This window comes from Streptomyces sp. DI166 (genome assembly GCF_900091315.1).
Lineage (GTDB): Bacteria > Actinomycetota > Actinomycetes > Streptomycetales > Streptomycetaceae > Streptomyces > Streptomyces fuscus.
Map to the genome: position 1 here is coordinate 43353 of NZ_FLSP01000018.1, position 13032 is coordinate 56384.

At 71.0% G+C, this 13032-nt stretch carries 15 protein-coding genes; 7 read left to right on the plus strand and 8 right to left on the minus strand.

Annotated elements, in window-relative coordinates:
* Nucleotides 1–159 precede the first annotated feature (159 nt).
* Nucleotides 160–774, minus strand: a complete 615-nt coding sequence (locus GA0115233_RS11680; protein WP_093720110.1) for a DedA family protein — start codon at nucleotides 772–774, stop codon at nucleotides 160–162.
* Between the two features lie 185 nt (nucleotides 775–959).
* On the opposite strand from GA0115233_RS11680, the gene GA0115233_RS11685 reads away from it, so the two are divergent.
* The gene (locus tag GA0115233_RS11685; RefSeq protein ID WP_093720111.1) at nucleotides 960–1505 is read left to right on the plus strand and encodes a superoxide dismutase family protein; all 546 of its coding nucleotides are present in this window, start codon (nucleotides 960–962) and stop codon (nucleotides 1503–1505) included.
* A 60-nt stretch (nucleotides 1506–1565) separates the two neighbouring features.
* On the opposite strand, the gene GA0115233_RS11690 is transcribed toward GA0115233_RS11685, so the two are convergent.
* From GA0115233_RS11690 to GA0115233_RS11700, 3 genes are all read right to left on the minus strand, one after another.
* Complete coding sequence (locus GA0115233_RS11690) at nucleotides 1566–2003, minus strand: DoxX family protein (protein ID WP_093720112.1); 438 nt, start codon at nucleotides 2001–2003, stop codon at nucleotides 1566–1568.
* A 101-nt stretch (nucleotides 2004–2104) separates the two neighbouring features.
* A complete protein-coding gene (locus GA0115233_RS11695) occupies nucleotides 2105–3748 on the minus strand; it encodes an alkaline phosphatase D family protein (RefSeq protein WP_093720113.1) in 1644 nt (547 codons plus the stop codon).
* A gap of 85 nt (nucleotides 3749–3833) precedes the next feature.
* On the minus strand, nucleotides 3834–4478 hold the full coding sequence (locus tag GA0115233_RS11700; protein WP_093720114.1) for an HNH endonuclease family protein: 645 nt from the start codon (nucleotides 4476–4478) through the stop codon (nucleotides 3834–3836).
* Between the two features lie 355 nt (nucleotides 4479–4833).
* On the opposite strand from GA0115233_RS11700, the gene GA0115233_RS11705 reads away from it, so the two are divergent.
* Complete coding sequence (locus GA0115233_RS11705; RefSeq protein WP_093720115.1) at nucleotides 4834–5415, plus strand: TMEM165/GDT1 family protein; 582 nt, start codon at nucleotides 4834–4836, stop codon at nucleotides 5413–5415.
* 220 nt (nucleotides 5416–5635) lie between these two features.
* Nucleotides 5636–6298: an HAD family hydrolase gene (locus GA0115233_RS11710; protein WP_176711739.1), complete on the plus strand. Its 663-nt coding sequence runs from the start codon at nucleotides 5636–5638 to the stop codon at nucleotides 6296–6298.
* 305 nt (nucleotides 6299–6603) lie between these two features.
* On the opposite strand, the gene GA0115233_RS11715 is transcribed toward GA0115233_RS11710, so the two are convergent.
* Nucleotides 6604–7545, minus strand: coding sequence for a peptidoglycan-binding protein (locus GA0115233_RS11715; RefSeq protein WP_093720116.1), 942 nt, complete (start codon nucleotides 7543–7545; stop codon nucleotides 6604–6606).
* A gap of 180 nt (nucleotides 7546–7725) precedes the next feature.
* On the opposite strand from GA0115233_RS11715, the gene GA0115233_RS11720 reads away from it, so the two are divergent.
* Entirely contained in the window at nucleotides 7726–9744 is a 2019-nt protein-coding gene (locus GA0115233_RS11720; RefSeq protein ID WP_093720117.1) for an MDR family MFS transporter, read from the plus strand.
* On the opposite strand, the gene GA0115233_RS11725 is transcribed toward GA0115233_RS11720, so the two are convergent.
* Complete coding sequence (locus tag GA0115233_RS11725; protein ID WP_093720118.1) at nucleotides 9737–10237, minus strand: GNAT family N-acetyltransferase; 501 nt, start codon at nucleotides 10235–10237, stop codon at nucleotides 9737–9739. The two genes, GA0115233_RS11720 and GA0115233_RS11725, sit on opposite strands and share 8 nt — an antisense overlap.
* Before the next feature lie 106 nt (nucleotides 10238–10343).
* Between GA0115233_RS11725 and GA0115233_RS11730 the strand changes: the two genes are divergently transcribed.
* Nucleotides 10344–10949 carry a hypothetical protein gene (locus tag GA0115233_RS11730; RefSeq protein WP_093720119.1) on the plus strand — a complete coding sequence of 202 codons (606 nt, stop codon included), beginning with the start codon at nucleotides 10344–10346 and terminating at the stop codon, nucleotides 10947–10949.
* Between the two features lie 2 nt (nucleotides 10950–10951).
* Nucleotides 10952–11233 (plus strand): hypothetical protein, encoded by a 282-nt coding sequence (locus GA0115233_RS11735; RefSeq protein WP_093720120.1) that lies wholly within the window; start codon nucleotides 10952–10954, stop codon nucleotides 11231–11233.
* Between the two features lie 51 nt (nucleotides 11234–11284).
* Here the strand turns inward: GA0115233_RS11735 and GA0115233_RS11740 are convergent, their stop codons facing one another.
* A complete protein-coding gene (locus GA0115233_RS11740) occupies nucleotides 11285–11707 on the minus strand; it encodes a DnaJ family domain-containing protein (protein ID WP_093720121.1) in 423 nt (140 codons plus the stop codon).
* Nucleotides 11708–11786: 79 nt separating this feature from the next.
* On the opposite strand from GA0115233_RS11740, the gene GA0115233_RS11745 reads away from it, so the two are divergent.
* Nucleotides 11787–12179 carry an FHA domain-containing protein gene (locus GA0115233_RS11745; RefSeq protein ID WP_093720122.1) on the plus strand — a complete coding sequence of 131 codons (393 nt, stop codon included), beginning with the start codon at nucleotides 11787–11789 and terminating at the stop codon, nucleotides 12177–12179.
* Between the two features lie 15 nt (nucleotides 12180–12194).
* Here the strand turns inward: GA0115233_RS11745 and GA0115233_RS11750 are convergent, their stop codons facing one another.
* The gene (locus GA0115233_RS11750) at nucleotides 12195–12866 is read right to left on the minus strand and encodes an O-methyltransferase (RefSeq protein WP_093720123.1); all 672 of its coding nucleotides are present in this window, start codon (nucleotides 12864–12866) and stop codon (nucleotides 12195–12197) included.
* Nucleotides 12867–13032 lie beyond the last annotated feature (166 nt).

Below are 13032 nucleotides of genomic sequence, written 5' to 3' on the forward strand. Positions count from 1 at the left end.
GGGATATGGGGGGCCTTGCCGCAAGGCCCCCCATGCGCTATATGTTGAGAGTGGCAAGGGATATCCGAACTCCCTTGCCTTTGTTTATGTGCGTCGGAATTCGCCGCCGGCGGCAGGACTTCGCCGTTGTTGGTGAATTGACTGCCGTACCGGCCTTGTTCAGGCGGGCTCGCGCCGTACCAGGTACGTCGCCACCGCGCCCACCGCCGCCAGTGCCGCGAGGGACACGCCCGTCGCCACCCAGCCCGCGCCCATCCACTGCGCGCCGAAGTAGCCGAGCGCGACGCTGAAGCTGGCCCAGGACAGTCCGGCCAGCGCCGACCAGGGCAGGAAGTCACGGGCCGGGCGCTGTGCGGCTCCGGCGCAGAAGGAGACCACCGAGCGGCCGGCCGGGGCGAAGCGGGCGAGGACGACCAGGGCGCCGCCGCCGCGCGAGAGAGCCGTGCCGAGACGTTCCTGCGCGAGGGTCAGCCGCCGGGAACGGGCGAGGGCGCGGTCCAGCCCGCCGTGCCAGGCGAGACGGTAGGCCACCAGGTCGCCCAGGACGGACGCGGTGGCGGCGCACAGCGTGAGCGCCAGGATGTCCGGGACCTGGGTGGCCCGGCCGGCCGCCGCAGCGGTCGCGGGCAGGGCCGCCGCGGTCGAGGCCATGATGACCAGCACGCCGCTGGGCAGCACCGGCAGGAACACGTCCAGCAGGACCGACAGGGCTACCAGCCCGTAGATCCATGGACTTGCGGCCAGTGATCCGACACTTTCGAAACTTTCCAGCACCCCGACTCCCCGTTTCCCCCGTGGTTGTACAGCGTACGCGGCGGAGCGTGACGCGTGGTTCACAGGGGTCCCGTGTGTTCAACACGTGATGTTCACCCGGCTGCCGGTTCCCGGGGAGCGGGGCCGCGAAGTGTCCCGTAGCACGGGAGAGGGGGTTTTCCGGATCCAGTGAAGTGAGGAAGATCATGGTGGCAGGCATATGCGCGGGCGTCCTCGCGGCGGCCGTGCTCGCCGTCGGCGGCGGTGACGGGGCCGGTGGTGACGGCGCCGGTGGCTATTCGATGCGCACGGACGCGCGGTTCGCGCCGCCCGGCGCCTTCGTCCCCTCGGCGGCGCTGACGTACGACCAGGAACTGGTCCCGGCGGCCGCCTGGATCGAGGTCGAGCAGCGGATGTCCTCGGGCGGCGCGACGAGCGTGCGGCTGCGGGTGAGCGGCCTGAAGCCGGGGCACGCGTACGGGGTCCATGTGCACCGCAATCCCTGCGGCGCCGATCCCGCCGCGTCCGGCGGGCACTACCAGCACGTGGTCTCCTCCGAAGCGCACCACGTCAACGCCGACAACGAGGTGTGGCTGGACTTCACCACCGACGAGCGCGGCGCGGGCCGGGCGCGGGCCGAGCACTCCTGGGGGTTCCGCAAGGGGGAGGCCGCCTCCGTCGTCCTGCACGACCGGCCGGGCAGCAGGGAGCGGGCGGGCTGCTTCACGGTGCCGTTCGGCTGGGTGGCCTGAACCGGCCGGGAGGACGACCGCGGCGCCCGTCCCTGCGGAGGACGGGCGCCGCGGTGTGCCTCAGGCGGCCACCGGCGCCTGCTCCCGGGGCCGTTCGTCCCGCTCGGAGGAACGCCTGGCGAGGAGCCGGTCCAGGCCGAAGGCGCCGGAGCCGGTGAAGACCAGCAGGAACATCGACCAGCAGTACATCGCGGCACCCTCACCGCTGTTCTGTATCGGCCACAGCGCCTGCGGCTGGTGCACCTTGAAGTAGGCGTACGCCATCGCGCCCGAGGAGACGAACGCGGCGGCGCGGGTGGCCAGGCCCAGCAGGACCAGGCCGCCGCCGACCAACTCGATGACGGCGGCGTACCAGTTGGGCCAGGCGCCGGTCTCGACGCTCTCACGGCCGAGCACGCCGAAGAGGGAGGAGGCGCCGTGGCAGGTGAAGAGCAGTCCGACGACGATGCGGAACAGGCCGAGGGCGTACGGCTGGGCGCTGTTGAGGCGTCCGGTCATGTGGGGGGCTCCTTGGGGCCGTGGGGACGGAGTTCCGGTGAGCCTCAGGCTAGGTACGCCTCATGGTGCTTGCAAGTTCAACATTTGGCCATGTGGCGTGGCTAGGCGCCGAGTTCGCGCTCCATGACCGTGCGCAGCCGGGCCCCGTCCTTCTCCGGGTACGCTCGTTGCAGACGGAGACGGGCCGAACGGCCGCGCAGGGTGAGGGTCATGAGCTGGTTGCCGAACCAAGGGCCGCCCGTGCGGCGCCAGTTGATGCTGGGCCGGGGGACTCCGCCGTGCCCCGCGATCCGCCGGCCGAGCGCCCGTGCGGGGCCGCTCCAGCCGAACCGGAAACCGAGCCGGATGTGGAACGGGACGGAGTTGTGCACCGGGGAGCAGGTGAGCTGGACGACCCGGGCGCCGGGCTGCCGGTCGGCGCCGGGCCAGGACGGCTCGGCCACGTACGCGTGGTGCACGTCCCCCGACAGCACGCACACCGTCGCCGGCGCGCCGGGCCCGGAACACGCCTCGCGCAGGGTCTCGGCCAGCGCCTCGAAGGAGTCGGGGAAGGCGGCCCAGTGCTCCAGGTCGGCCGCGCGCCTGAGCCGCTCCCCGAACCGGGCCCAGCGCTCGCCCTTGCCGCCCCGGCACAGCGCCGCGTCCCACGCCTCGGCGTAGTGCACCAGATGCGGCAGCAGCCAGGGCAGTGAGGTGCCGATCAGGAGGTGGTCGTAGTCCCCGCGCCCGTCCTCGATCTGCGCGCGCAGCCAGTCGGCCGTCCCGGGGTCGATCATCGCGCGACTGTCCTCGTCGAGGACGCGGGCGGCCCTGCTGTCGAGCATGAGCAGCCGCACCCGGCCGAAGTCGCGCCGGTAACTCCAGCGCACGGAAGCCGGATCGGCGTCGGCGCGGGCGGCGAAGGCGCGCAACTCGTCGGTGCCGTCGGGGGAGTGGCGTACGGCGGCGTAGAGCGGGTCGGTGGCCAGTTCGGCGGGGCTGAGGTTGCCCAGGTGCTGGTGGACCCAGTACGACATCAGCCCGCTCAGCAAGCGCTCCTGCCACCACGGGGTGGCCCGCATGTTGGCGAGCCAAGAGGCGGATGTGTTCCAGTCGTCGATCACGTCGTGGTCGTCGAAGATCTGGCAACTGGGGACCGTGGAGAGCAGCCAGCGGACCTCGGGGTCGAGCCAGGACTCGTAGTAGAGGTGGGTGTACTCCTCGTAGTCGGCGACCTGGCTGCCGGGCGGGTCGCTCAGGTCACGGCGGGCGGCCAGCCAGCGGTGGGTGTCCTCGGAGACCTCGTCGGCGTACACCTGGTCGCCGAGCAGCAGCAGGACGTCGGGGCGCTCGCCCTCGGGGTCGGCCGCGACCCGGGCGGCGAGGGTGTCCAGGGCGTCCGGTCCGACCGGGTCGTGGCCGCCGTCCGGCGGGGCGGCCCAGCGGCAGGAACCGAAGGCGACGCGGACGGTGTCGTCGTCCGGTGCCGGGGTGCGGATCACCGAGGGCGGGAACGGGGAGTCCGGCAGCGGCCACACAGGGGCGCCGTCGAGCAGGACCTCGTACGGCTGACTGGTGCCCGGGGTGAGTCCGCCCACCTCGATCAGCGCGTAGTGGTGCCCGGCGATCTGGAAGGTGCGGGACTCGCCGCGGGCGCCCGAGCCGCCGCGCACCTCGGCCAGGCACGGGCGGCTCGTCTCGACCCAGACGGTCGCCGACGAACCGTCGGCGTACCTCAGCAGCGGGCCCAGTCTGAGATCGGCCACGGTGATCCCCTCTCCGTCGCCCCGTACGGTACGGAACGACGGAGGCCGGTGGACAGGTTCCGGAGCCCTCGGATCGGCGCCGGGATCAGCAGGCGTTCAGATAGCCGGTGAGCGCGCTCTTCTCGGCGGAGTCCACGGACAGGTCGTAGTAGTACTTCACCTGGACCCAGGCGCGGACGTAGGTGCAGCGGTAAGCGGTGCGCGAGGGCATCCAGGTGGCCGGGTCCTGGTCGCCCTTGGCCTGGTTGACGTTGTCGGTGACCGCGAGGAGCTGCGGGCGGGTCAGGTCGTTGGCGAAGGCCTGGCGCTTGGAGCTGGACCAGTTGTCGGCCCCGGAGTCCCAGGCCTCGGCCAGCGGGACGAGGTGGTCGATGTCGAGGTCGGAGGCGGCGGTCCAGGTGGCGCCGTCGTAGGGGGAGTACCAGCTTCCGCTGGTGGCGGCGCAGGAGGAGTTGGTGACGACGTTGGTGCCGTCGCGCTTGAGGACCGTCTCGCGGGTGTTGCAGGTGCCGGAGATGGTGATCCAGTGGTTGAACAGGTCGCGGTCGTAGCCGGTGCGGTCCTCGGCCGCCACGGTGAGCGTGGCGAGGTAGGAGCGGGCGGTGGCGGCGCTGACCGGGGTGGGGAGGGCGGCGGAGGCGGTCGGTCCGTTGAACAGGCCGACGGAGGCTATGAGACCGGTGAGTGCGGTGACTGTGCTCACGCGTCGACGCGCGTAGAACTTCGGCATGCGAACTTCCTTGGGGAGTGGGGGCGTTGGCGGGTGGGTGTGGGAATGCTCGCCACGTCCTGTTGCGGGGAGATGAGCGCTGCGTGGCAAGGTAGTGACGGGTGCATGACATGACAAGGTTTACGGCGAAACGATCGCGTAGGATGGTCGGCGCAGAAGGGGAGTAGCTCTTCGCCGGAACGTCGACATACTGCTCAGCTCGTCTGAGCCGGCGCCCGGAGGCGGGCCCCTAGGGGCGCCGCCAGCGAGACCTTCGGCAAAGCAGTGCATTGACCGTGCGCTGCCGTGCCGAGGTGTCTTTTTCGCGAAGAGGACCAGCACTCTCGGTGGGGCAGCCCCGACCGATTGAGGAACCTTGATCAGCTTCACTGTGACGGCCGTCGCGTTCGGCGTCGTCTTTCTCGCGGAACTGCCCGACAAGACGGCGCTCGCGGGGCTCGTGCTCGGTACGCGGTACCGGGCGTCCTATGTCTTCGCGGGGGTGGCCGCCGCGTTCGCGCTGCATGTCACGCTCGCGGTCGCGGCGGGGAGTGTGCTGACGCTGCTGCCGCAGCAGGTCGTGAGTGCGATCACCGGTGTGCTCTTCCTGGGCGGGGCGGCGATGCTGCTGCTGAAGAAGGACGACGGCGAGGAGTCGGTCCGGCGGCCGGAGGACCAGTCCTTCTGGAAGGTGGCCGGGGCCGGGTTCATGCTGATCCTCGTCGCCGAGTTCGGGGATCTCACGCAGATCATGACCGCGAATCTCGCCGCGCGGTACGACGATCCGCTGTCCGTGGGGCTGGGGGCCGTGCTGGCGCTGTGGTCCGTGGCGGGGCTGGGGATCGTGGGCGGCAAGGCGCTGATGAAGCGGGTGCCGCTGACGTTGATCACTCGGATCGCGGCCGTGCTGATGGGTGGGCTCGGGGTGTGGAGTTTGTGGGAGGCGGTTGCGGGCTGAGCGGTCGTGGTGGTGGTCGCGGGCGGAGGTTCGTGGTGGTGGCCGCGGGCGGAGGTTCGTGGCGGTGGTCGCGGGCTGAGCCCGTGGGGGAGTGGCGGGATCATGGGACGGTTTTGTACCGTGGGGGAACAAAGTGGATCCCGCCCGTTCTCCCTGACCGGCGGGTGGGGCCATTTTGTTTCCTTCCCTGGTCTTCCCGACCTGTCCCTTGGAGCTGCCGATGTCGGCCACCACCGTGCTCACCTGCCGTGCCCTGCTGCTGGACATGGACGGGACCCTCGTCAACTCCGATGCCGTCGTGGAGCGGATCTGGCGGCGCTGGGCCGAGCGGCACGGGCTGGACGGGGACGAGGTCATGAAGGTCGTCCACGGGCGGCAGGGGTACGCCTCCATGGCGCTGCTGCTGCCGGAGCGGCCCATGGCGCAGAACCACGCGGAGAACGCGTGGATGCTGGAGCAGGAGACCGCGGATGTGGAGGGCGTCGTCCCGGTGCCGGGGGCCGGGGAGTTCTTGGCGTCCCTGGTGGCTGGATCTGTGCCGCATGCGCTGGTGACGTCCGCGGATGTCGCGCTGTCCACGGCGCGGATGCGGGCGGCGGGGCTGGGGATGCCGGATGTGCGGGTGACCGCGGAGTGTGTGGGGGCCAGCAAGCCCGATCCCGAGGGGTTCTTGAAGGGGGCCGCCGAGTTGGGGGTCGAGCCCGGGGAGTGTGTGGTGTTCGAGGACTCCGGGGCGGGGATTGAGGCGGGGCGGGCTGCGGGGATGCGGGTTGTGGGGGTGGGGGCTCGGGCGGGTTTGCACGGGCCGGATGTGGTGGTGCCGGATTTGAGGGCGGTGCGGGTGGGGGTTGACGGAGGGGTTGTGCGGCTGTACGTGGGGTGACTGTTGGGGGTTTTCGCCCCCGCCGCCCCTTCCCGTTCCCGTCCCCAGGGGCTGCCGCCCCTTCGACCCCGCCCAGGGGGCTCCGCCCCCTGGACCCCCTATCGGCCCTGAACGGGCCCCGTCCGTCAAGCGCCGGACGGGCTGGAGGAGCCGACCTGCGTTTCAAGTGCGGGGCGGGCTGGTGGTGCCGACCTGCGTTTCAAGCGCCGGGCGGGCTGGTGGTGCCGACCTGCGTTTTCAAGCGCCGGGCGGGCTGGTGGTGCCGACCTGCGTTTTCAAGCGCGGGGCCGGCTGAAAGGCTGCCCCTACGGTTCCGTCGTTTCCGATTCCAGGGCCGCTCTCGTTTCCGCTGTGTAGACGCCCAGGGTGTCTCTGCCCACCCCTCGGCTCCACTGGTAGTTCATCAGGGCGTTTTCCACGCGCCAGTTGAAGTTGCCGTTGATTTCGTCGTTGTAGAGGTAGAGCTGGCGCAGGCGGAGTTGGAGTTCGACTACCTCGGGGCCCTTGTCGCCGCGGCGGAGGACCGGGCCGCCGGGCTGGGCGGTCGGCTGTTCGGCCGGGGGCTCCTCCGAGGCCTTGGCCGGGGTGGAGGTCGGGGACGGCTCCGTGGTGGTGGGGGACGGGGAGCCGGAGGGTGACGTGGTGGAGTCCGAGGGTGTCGGTGAGGGTGATTCCGATTCCGTGGCCGACGGGGACGCCGACGTTTGCGTCGGGGTGGGGGTCGCGTCCTTCGGGTTCGACTTCTGCGTCGTCTCCGGGGTTTCCTCGGGGACGCTTGCCCGCACCGGGTCCGGGAGGGAGGTCTCCCGCGTCGGGGTTTCGTAGTTGAACAGGCCGCTGGCCATTCCCGCTGCCGCCAGGACCGCCACGGATGCCGCTGCCGTGCCTATGAGCAGCCTGCGGCCCCGGCGGCGGTTTCCCGTCGGGTGGGCCGGGTCCGGGTGGTGCTCCGGCTGCCGCGGGTGCGTCGACGGTTCGAACAGGCTCAGGTCCGGGGTGGGGGGCGGGGCCTGGGCGCGCAGCGCCATCGTTGCCTCCGGGTCCCCGGACGGTTCCTCCCCGTGACCCTCCAGGTCCACGTACGGACGTATGCGCAGCGGATTGAAGTCCTCCGCCGCTGCCGCCTGTGCCTCGCGCGCGTCGCGCAGGGCCTCCGCGGCTCGTTCCGTGCAGCCGCAGGACGGGGTGCCGTCGGCCCCCCGGGGCGCCCCGCATTCCGGGCACCCATGGTTCCTCTGCTCTGTCACGCGCTTGTCCCTCCCCTCGCGACTCCCCTCGCGAACTCCAGAGATTATGCAGATTTGCTTCACACCGTCATCGACACGCCCCCCGGAACGTCACGTTTCACAGGATTCAACAGGCCATAACTGGTCACACCGACCAGGATGGAAGGTGCGTCGAGTTTCGGGAGGACTCGGGAGGTCGGCATGGCAGGGGACAGTCAGGTCCAGGAACGCGTGCCGGGGAACGTGCTCGTTCCCATCGGTGCTCTGCTGCTCGGGTTGCTGCTCGCGGCCCTTGACCAGACCATTGTTTCCACCGCTCTGCCCACCATCGTCAGCGATCTGGGGGGTATGGAGCATCTTTCGTGGGTGGTCACCGCCTATCTGCTCGCCTCCACGGCCGCCACGCCGCTGTGGGGCAAGCTCGGTGACCAGTACGGGCGCAAACGGCTCTTCCAACTCGCCATCGTCATCTTCCTGATCGGCTCCGCGCTGTGCGGCATGGCCCAGGACATGGCCCAGCTCATCGGCTTCCGGGCGCTTCAGGGGCTCGGGGGCGGCGGGCTCATCGTGCTGTCCATGGCCATCGTGGGAGATCTGGTCCCGCCCCGTGAACGCGGGCGCTACCAGGGGCTGTTCGGGGCCGTCTTCGGTGCCACCAGTGTGCTCGGGCCGTTGCTGGGCGGGGTGTTCACCCAGCATCTGAGCTGGCGGTGGGTCTTCTACATCAACCTGCCCGTGGGAGTCGTGGCGCTGGTCGTCATCGCGCTCGCGCTGCACATTCCCCGGCGCTCCGCCCAGCACGTCATCGACTATCTCGGCACATTCCTCATCGCCGCCGTCGCCACCTGTCTGGTGCTCGTCGCCTCCCTCGGCGGGGTCACCTGGGCCTGGGGGTCCTGGCAGATCGTCGGGCTCGCCGTGCTGGGCGTGGTGCTCGCGGTCGCCTTCGTCGCCGTCGAGCGGCGGGCCGTCGAACCCGTGCTGCCGCTCAAGCTGTTCCGCATCCGCACCTTCACCCTGGCCGCCGTGATCAGCTTCGTCGTCGGGTTCGCGATGTTCGGGGCGATGACCTATCTGCCGACGTTCCTCCAGGTCGTGCAGGACGTGACACCGACGATGTCCGGGGTGCACATGCTGCCGATGGTGGTGGGCATGCTGCTGGCGTCCACCGTCTCGGGGCAGATCGTCAGCCGTACCGGCCGGTGGAAGGTGTTTCCCGTCGCGGGGACGGGAGTCACGGCGCTGGGGCTGCTTCTGCTGCACCAGCTCGATGTCAGCAGCTCCACCGGCGTGATGAGCACCTTCTTCTTCGTCTTCGGGCTCGGACTCGGGCTCGTCATGCAGGTGCTGGTGCTCATCGTGCAGAACGCCGTGCCCTACGAGGACCTCGGCGTCGCCACCTCCGGCGCGACCTTCTTCCGGTCGATCGGTGCCTCCTTCGGCGTCGCCGTCTTCGGTACCGTCTTCGCGGGCCGGCTCGACGACAAGCTCGCCGATGCCTTCCGCGGCGTCGAACTGCCGCCCGGGGTCTCGGCGGACGCGCTGGAGTCCGACCCGCGGGGTATCGCCGAACTGCCCGGCTCGCTCCAGCCCGCGGCGGTGGAGGCGTACGCCACCTCCATCACCGATGTCTTCCTCTACGCCGCCCCCGTCGCCCTGCTCGGCTTCGTACTGGCCTGGTTCCTGAAGGAGGACAGGCTGCGCGGCTCGGTCACCGCGCCGGACATCACCGAGACGCTGGCCAGCAACCCGGTGGAGCGGTCGTCCTACGACGAGGTGTGCCGGGCGCTGTCGGTGCTGGGCACCGGCGAGGGGCGGCGCGAGATCTACGTCAGGATCACCGAGCGGGCGGGCTACGACCTGCTGCCCGCGGCGAGTTGGCTGCTGCTGCGCATCCGCAAGTACGGCTCGGTCGAACCCGCCCAGCTCGCCGAGCGCAGTACGGTCCCGCTCGCCGTCATCCTCGCCGCCGCCCGGCAGGTGGAGGAGCGGCGGCTCGCGGTGCGTACGGGGCCGGATCTCGTACTGACCGATGAGGGCTGCGAGGTCGCTGAGCGGCTGGCGCAGGCCCGTGAGGACTCCCTCGCCGAACTCCTCGGCGACTGGTGGGGTCCCGACCGGCCCACCGACCTCGTGCACCTGGTCAAGGAGCTCAACGACGAACTGTGCGGTTCCGAGCGGGAGCAGCCCCACGCCACCGCCCGCGCGCAGCTCAGCTGACCGGCGTCAGCTCCTTGCGGAACCAGTGCTCGGCGTAGGGCTCGTCGTTGTGCCGCTCGGTCTCCGTGTAGCCGAGCCGGGTGTACAGCGCGCGGGCCTCGGTCAGGTCGCTGCGGGTGTCCAGGACGATGTGGGCCGCGCCCATCGCGCGGGCTGCGTCCTCGGCGGCCCGGACCAGGAGTTCGGCGCCGCCCTTGCCGCGGTGCGCCGGGCGGACGTAGACGCGCCGGAGTTCCGCGGTGTGCGCGTCCAGCAGATGGACGCCCGCCGTCCCGGCCGGTTCGCCCGCGTACCGCGCCACCAACAACCGGCCGGTGGGCGGGGTGAGTTCCGCCCAGGTCTGGGCCGCGATCTCCCGTTCCAGCTCCGCCGGGTCGGTGCGGTGGCCCTCGAAGCGGAGATACCAGCGGTCGCTGACCTCCGTGTAGTACTCCCGCCAGAGCGCGGTGGCGGTGGCGGAGACGGCGGGTTCCGTGGTGATGCTCCAGGTCATGGGGGCATTGTCCGTCGGTTCGGTTTGGGGACGGCCGCCGGGGCTACCCGGGGCGGGTACCGGTTCGCACGGAGACCGGTTGGGTCGACAACTGTGGAAGGCGTCCATGTCCACTGGCCTGATCATTGCCTTGATCGTGATCGCGGCGGTCGTCGTCATCGGCGCGGCCGTCCTCGCCCTGCGCGCCCGGGGGCAGGGAAACGGGCGGAGTCTGAAGCGGCGCTTCGGGCCCGAGTACGAGCGGACGGTGGCCCGGCACGACGGGGACACCAAGGCGGCCGAGCGGGAACTCGCCGAGCGCGTACGGCGCCACGGTGACCTGCGGGAGCGTGAGCTGGAGCCGGAGCGCAGGCAGGAGTACGAGGCGCGCTGGGCGGCGGCCCAGGAGCGGTTCGTGGAGTCGCCGAGGGAGGCCGTCGGCGAGGCCGACCGGCTGCTCGCCTCCGTCGCCGGGGAGCGCGGGTTCCCCGACGGCGGGCAGTACGAGGAGCAGCTCTCCGCGCTCTCCGTGCACCACGCCGGTCATGTCGACGGCTATCGCCGGGTGCATCGCGTGGCGGCCGACGGCGGCGACGGCAGCACCGAGGAGATGCGGGAGGCCATGGTCGAGGCGCGGCACCTGTTCGACGAGCTGGTCGGGTCCGACGGACACGGCCGCCGCCGGCACGCCCGCCCGGCCGCAACCAGCCACGGCAGCAGGGGAGTTGAGTGACCATGCCGGAACACACGCCGCTCATGCGCCGCGAGGAGTGCGACAAGCTCGAACTGCGGCTCCAGCACGCCCTGTCCGACTTCGTGGAGCAGCCCCGGGCCGCCGTCGAGGAGGCCGACCTGGTGCTGGAGGAGGTCTCCGGGCGGGTCACGGAGGCGCTGGCCCAGCGGCGCCGGACGCTGCGCGGCTCCTGGCAGGACGACGAGTCCGCGACCGACACCGAGCAACTGCGGCTCGCGCTGAAGGACTACCGCGAGCTGGCCGACCGGCTGATGCGCATCTGAATCGGAGCATTGCGCATCCGGATCGGCGCACTCGGCCTGCCCGAGGGAGCCTTACGCGCCTTCGCGCCCCTGCGCGCCTCCGCGCTCCCGCCAGAGCCGTACGACGTCCTCGACGTCGTACGGCTTCTTGCCGAGCGGGGGCCCCGGCGGAGGCTTGAACATCATCTCGCGGATCTTGGCGTTGACCTCGGTGATGATCTTCCGGACGTGATACTCCGAGGGCGCCCCGAGCGCCGCCTCCAGGGCGTCCTCCGCCTCCTTGCGCAGGGCGAGCGTGGGCGGGAGCACCGCCAGGCCCTCGCGGGCCATCTTCTGCTTGATCCACCACAGTTCGTCGTACGTGGTGTCCGTGCCCGGCGGCAACGGCTGTCCCGCGCCCGGGAGACGGGCGAAGTCACCGCGCCGCTCGGCGTCGCGGATCTGCTTGTCCACGAAGGACTCGAACGGGACGCCCGGTGGCTTTCGCTCGGTCATGACTCCATTGTGCCGGACACGGTCGGGCCGGGCGATTTATCATGCGGCGGCTGAACAAGGACACTTCAGGAGGACGCACGTGCTCGAACTCACCATGGCCGCCGTCACCGCGGCGGAGGAGGGTGCCACGGCCGGCATGCTCATGGCCGACGCGCCCAGCGAGCCGGGAGCCGTGCTGCGCGTGGGCCGTGACAAGGCCCAGTGCCGGCTGCACACCCCCGACGACTGGCTGTTCGTCTCCCGGGTGCACCTGGAGTTCCAGTGCGGCTCCGACGGTGTCTGGCAGGTGACCTGGCTGCGCGGCTCGCAGCCCGACCCGTCCTCCGAGGTCAAGATCACCGTCGGTGAGTACGCCCAGGCGATCGCCTACGGCGGCAGCTTCCGGCTGCCCCGGGGCGGCAGCGGTGAGATCGTCGTCCACGACCGCACCGCCCCGCGCAGCATCAACGTCGGCTTCTACCACGAAGTCTGACGCGCTCCGGCGGGTTCAGGCGAGCACACGCGCCAGTGCGAACCCGTCGTAGCCCTTGCTCCCCACGGTCTGGACCGCCGTCCCGCTGAGCCGCGGGTGGCTGCCGATCATCTCGATGGCCTTGCGCGTGCCCACGACGTCGGGCGCGTCCGCGTCCGCGTCGGCGACCCGGCCGCCGCGCACCACGTTGTCCACGACGATCAGGCTGCCCGCGCTGGTGAGCCTGAGCGCCCACTCCAGGTAGTGCGGGTTGTTCGCCTTGTCCGCGTCGATGAAGACCACGTCGAAGGGCGCGGGGTTCTCGTCGGCGAGCCCGGGGAGCAGGTCGAGGGCGGCGCCGACGCGCACCTCGACCACCTTGTCCAGGCCCGCGCGGGCGATGTTGCGGACGGCGACCTCGGCGTGCTTCGGGTCGTACTCCAGGGAGACCAGGCGCCCGTCCGCGGGCAGGGCGCGGGCCAGCCAGATGGTGCTGTAGCCGCCGAGCGTGCCGATCTCCAGGGCGGTGCGCGCGCCCTGCAGCTCGGCCAGCATCCGCAGCAGCTTGCCCTGGGTGGGGCTGACGGCGATCTGCGGCAGGCCCGCGGCGTCGCTGTCGCGCAGGGCGGCCCGGAGCGCCTCGTCGTCCTGTGCGAGGTGGGCGGTGAAGTAGTCGTCGACGGTGTCCCAGAGGTGCGACTCGCTCATGTACCTGCGCCTTTCGCATGGCTAGTTAGAGCATCTAAGTAGTGTCCCTAAGGAATATAGTCCGGTGATTCCTTCGGGTGCCGGACGAACCGCACAATTCCAGCCACCCCTCCCAGCCTGAGCGCGCCCCGGGTTGAGAGCAACCACGCTTCGGCGTTCACTCGTT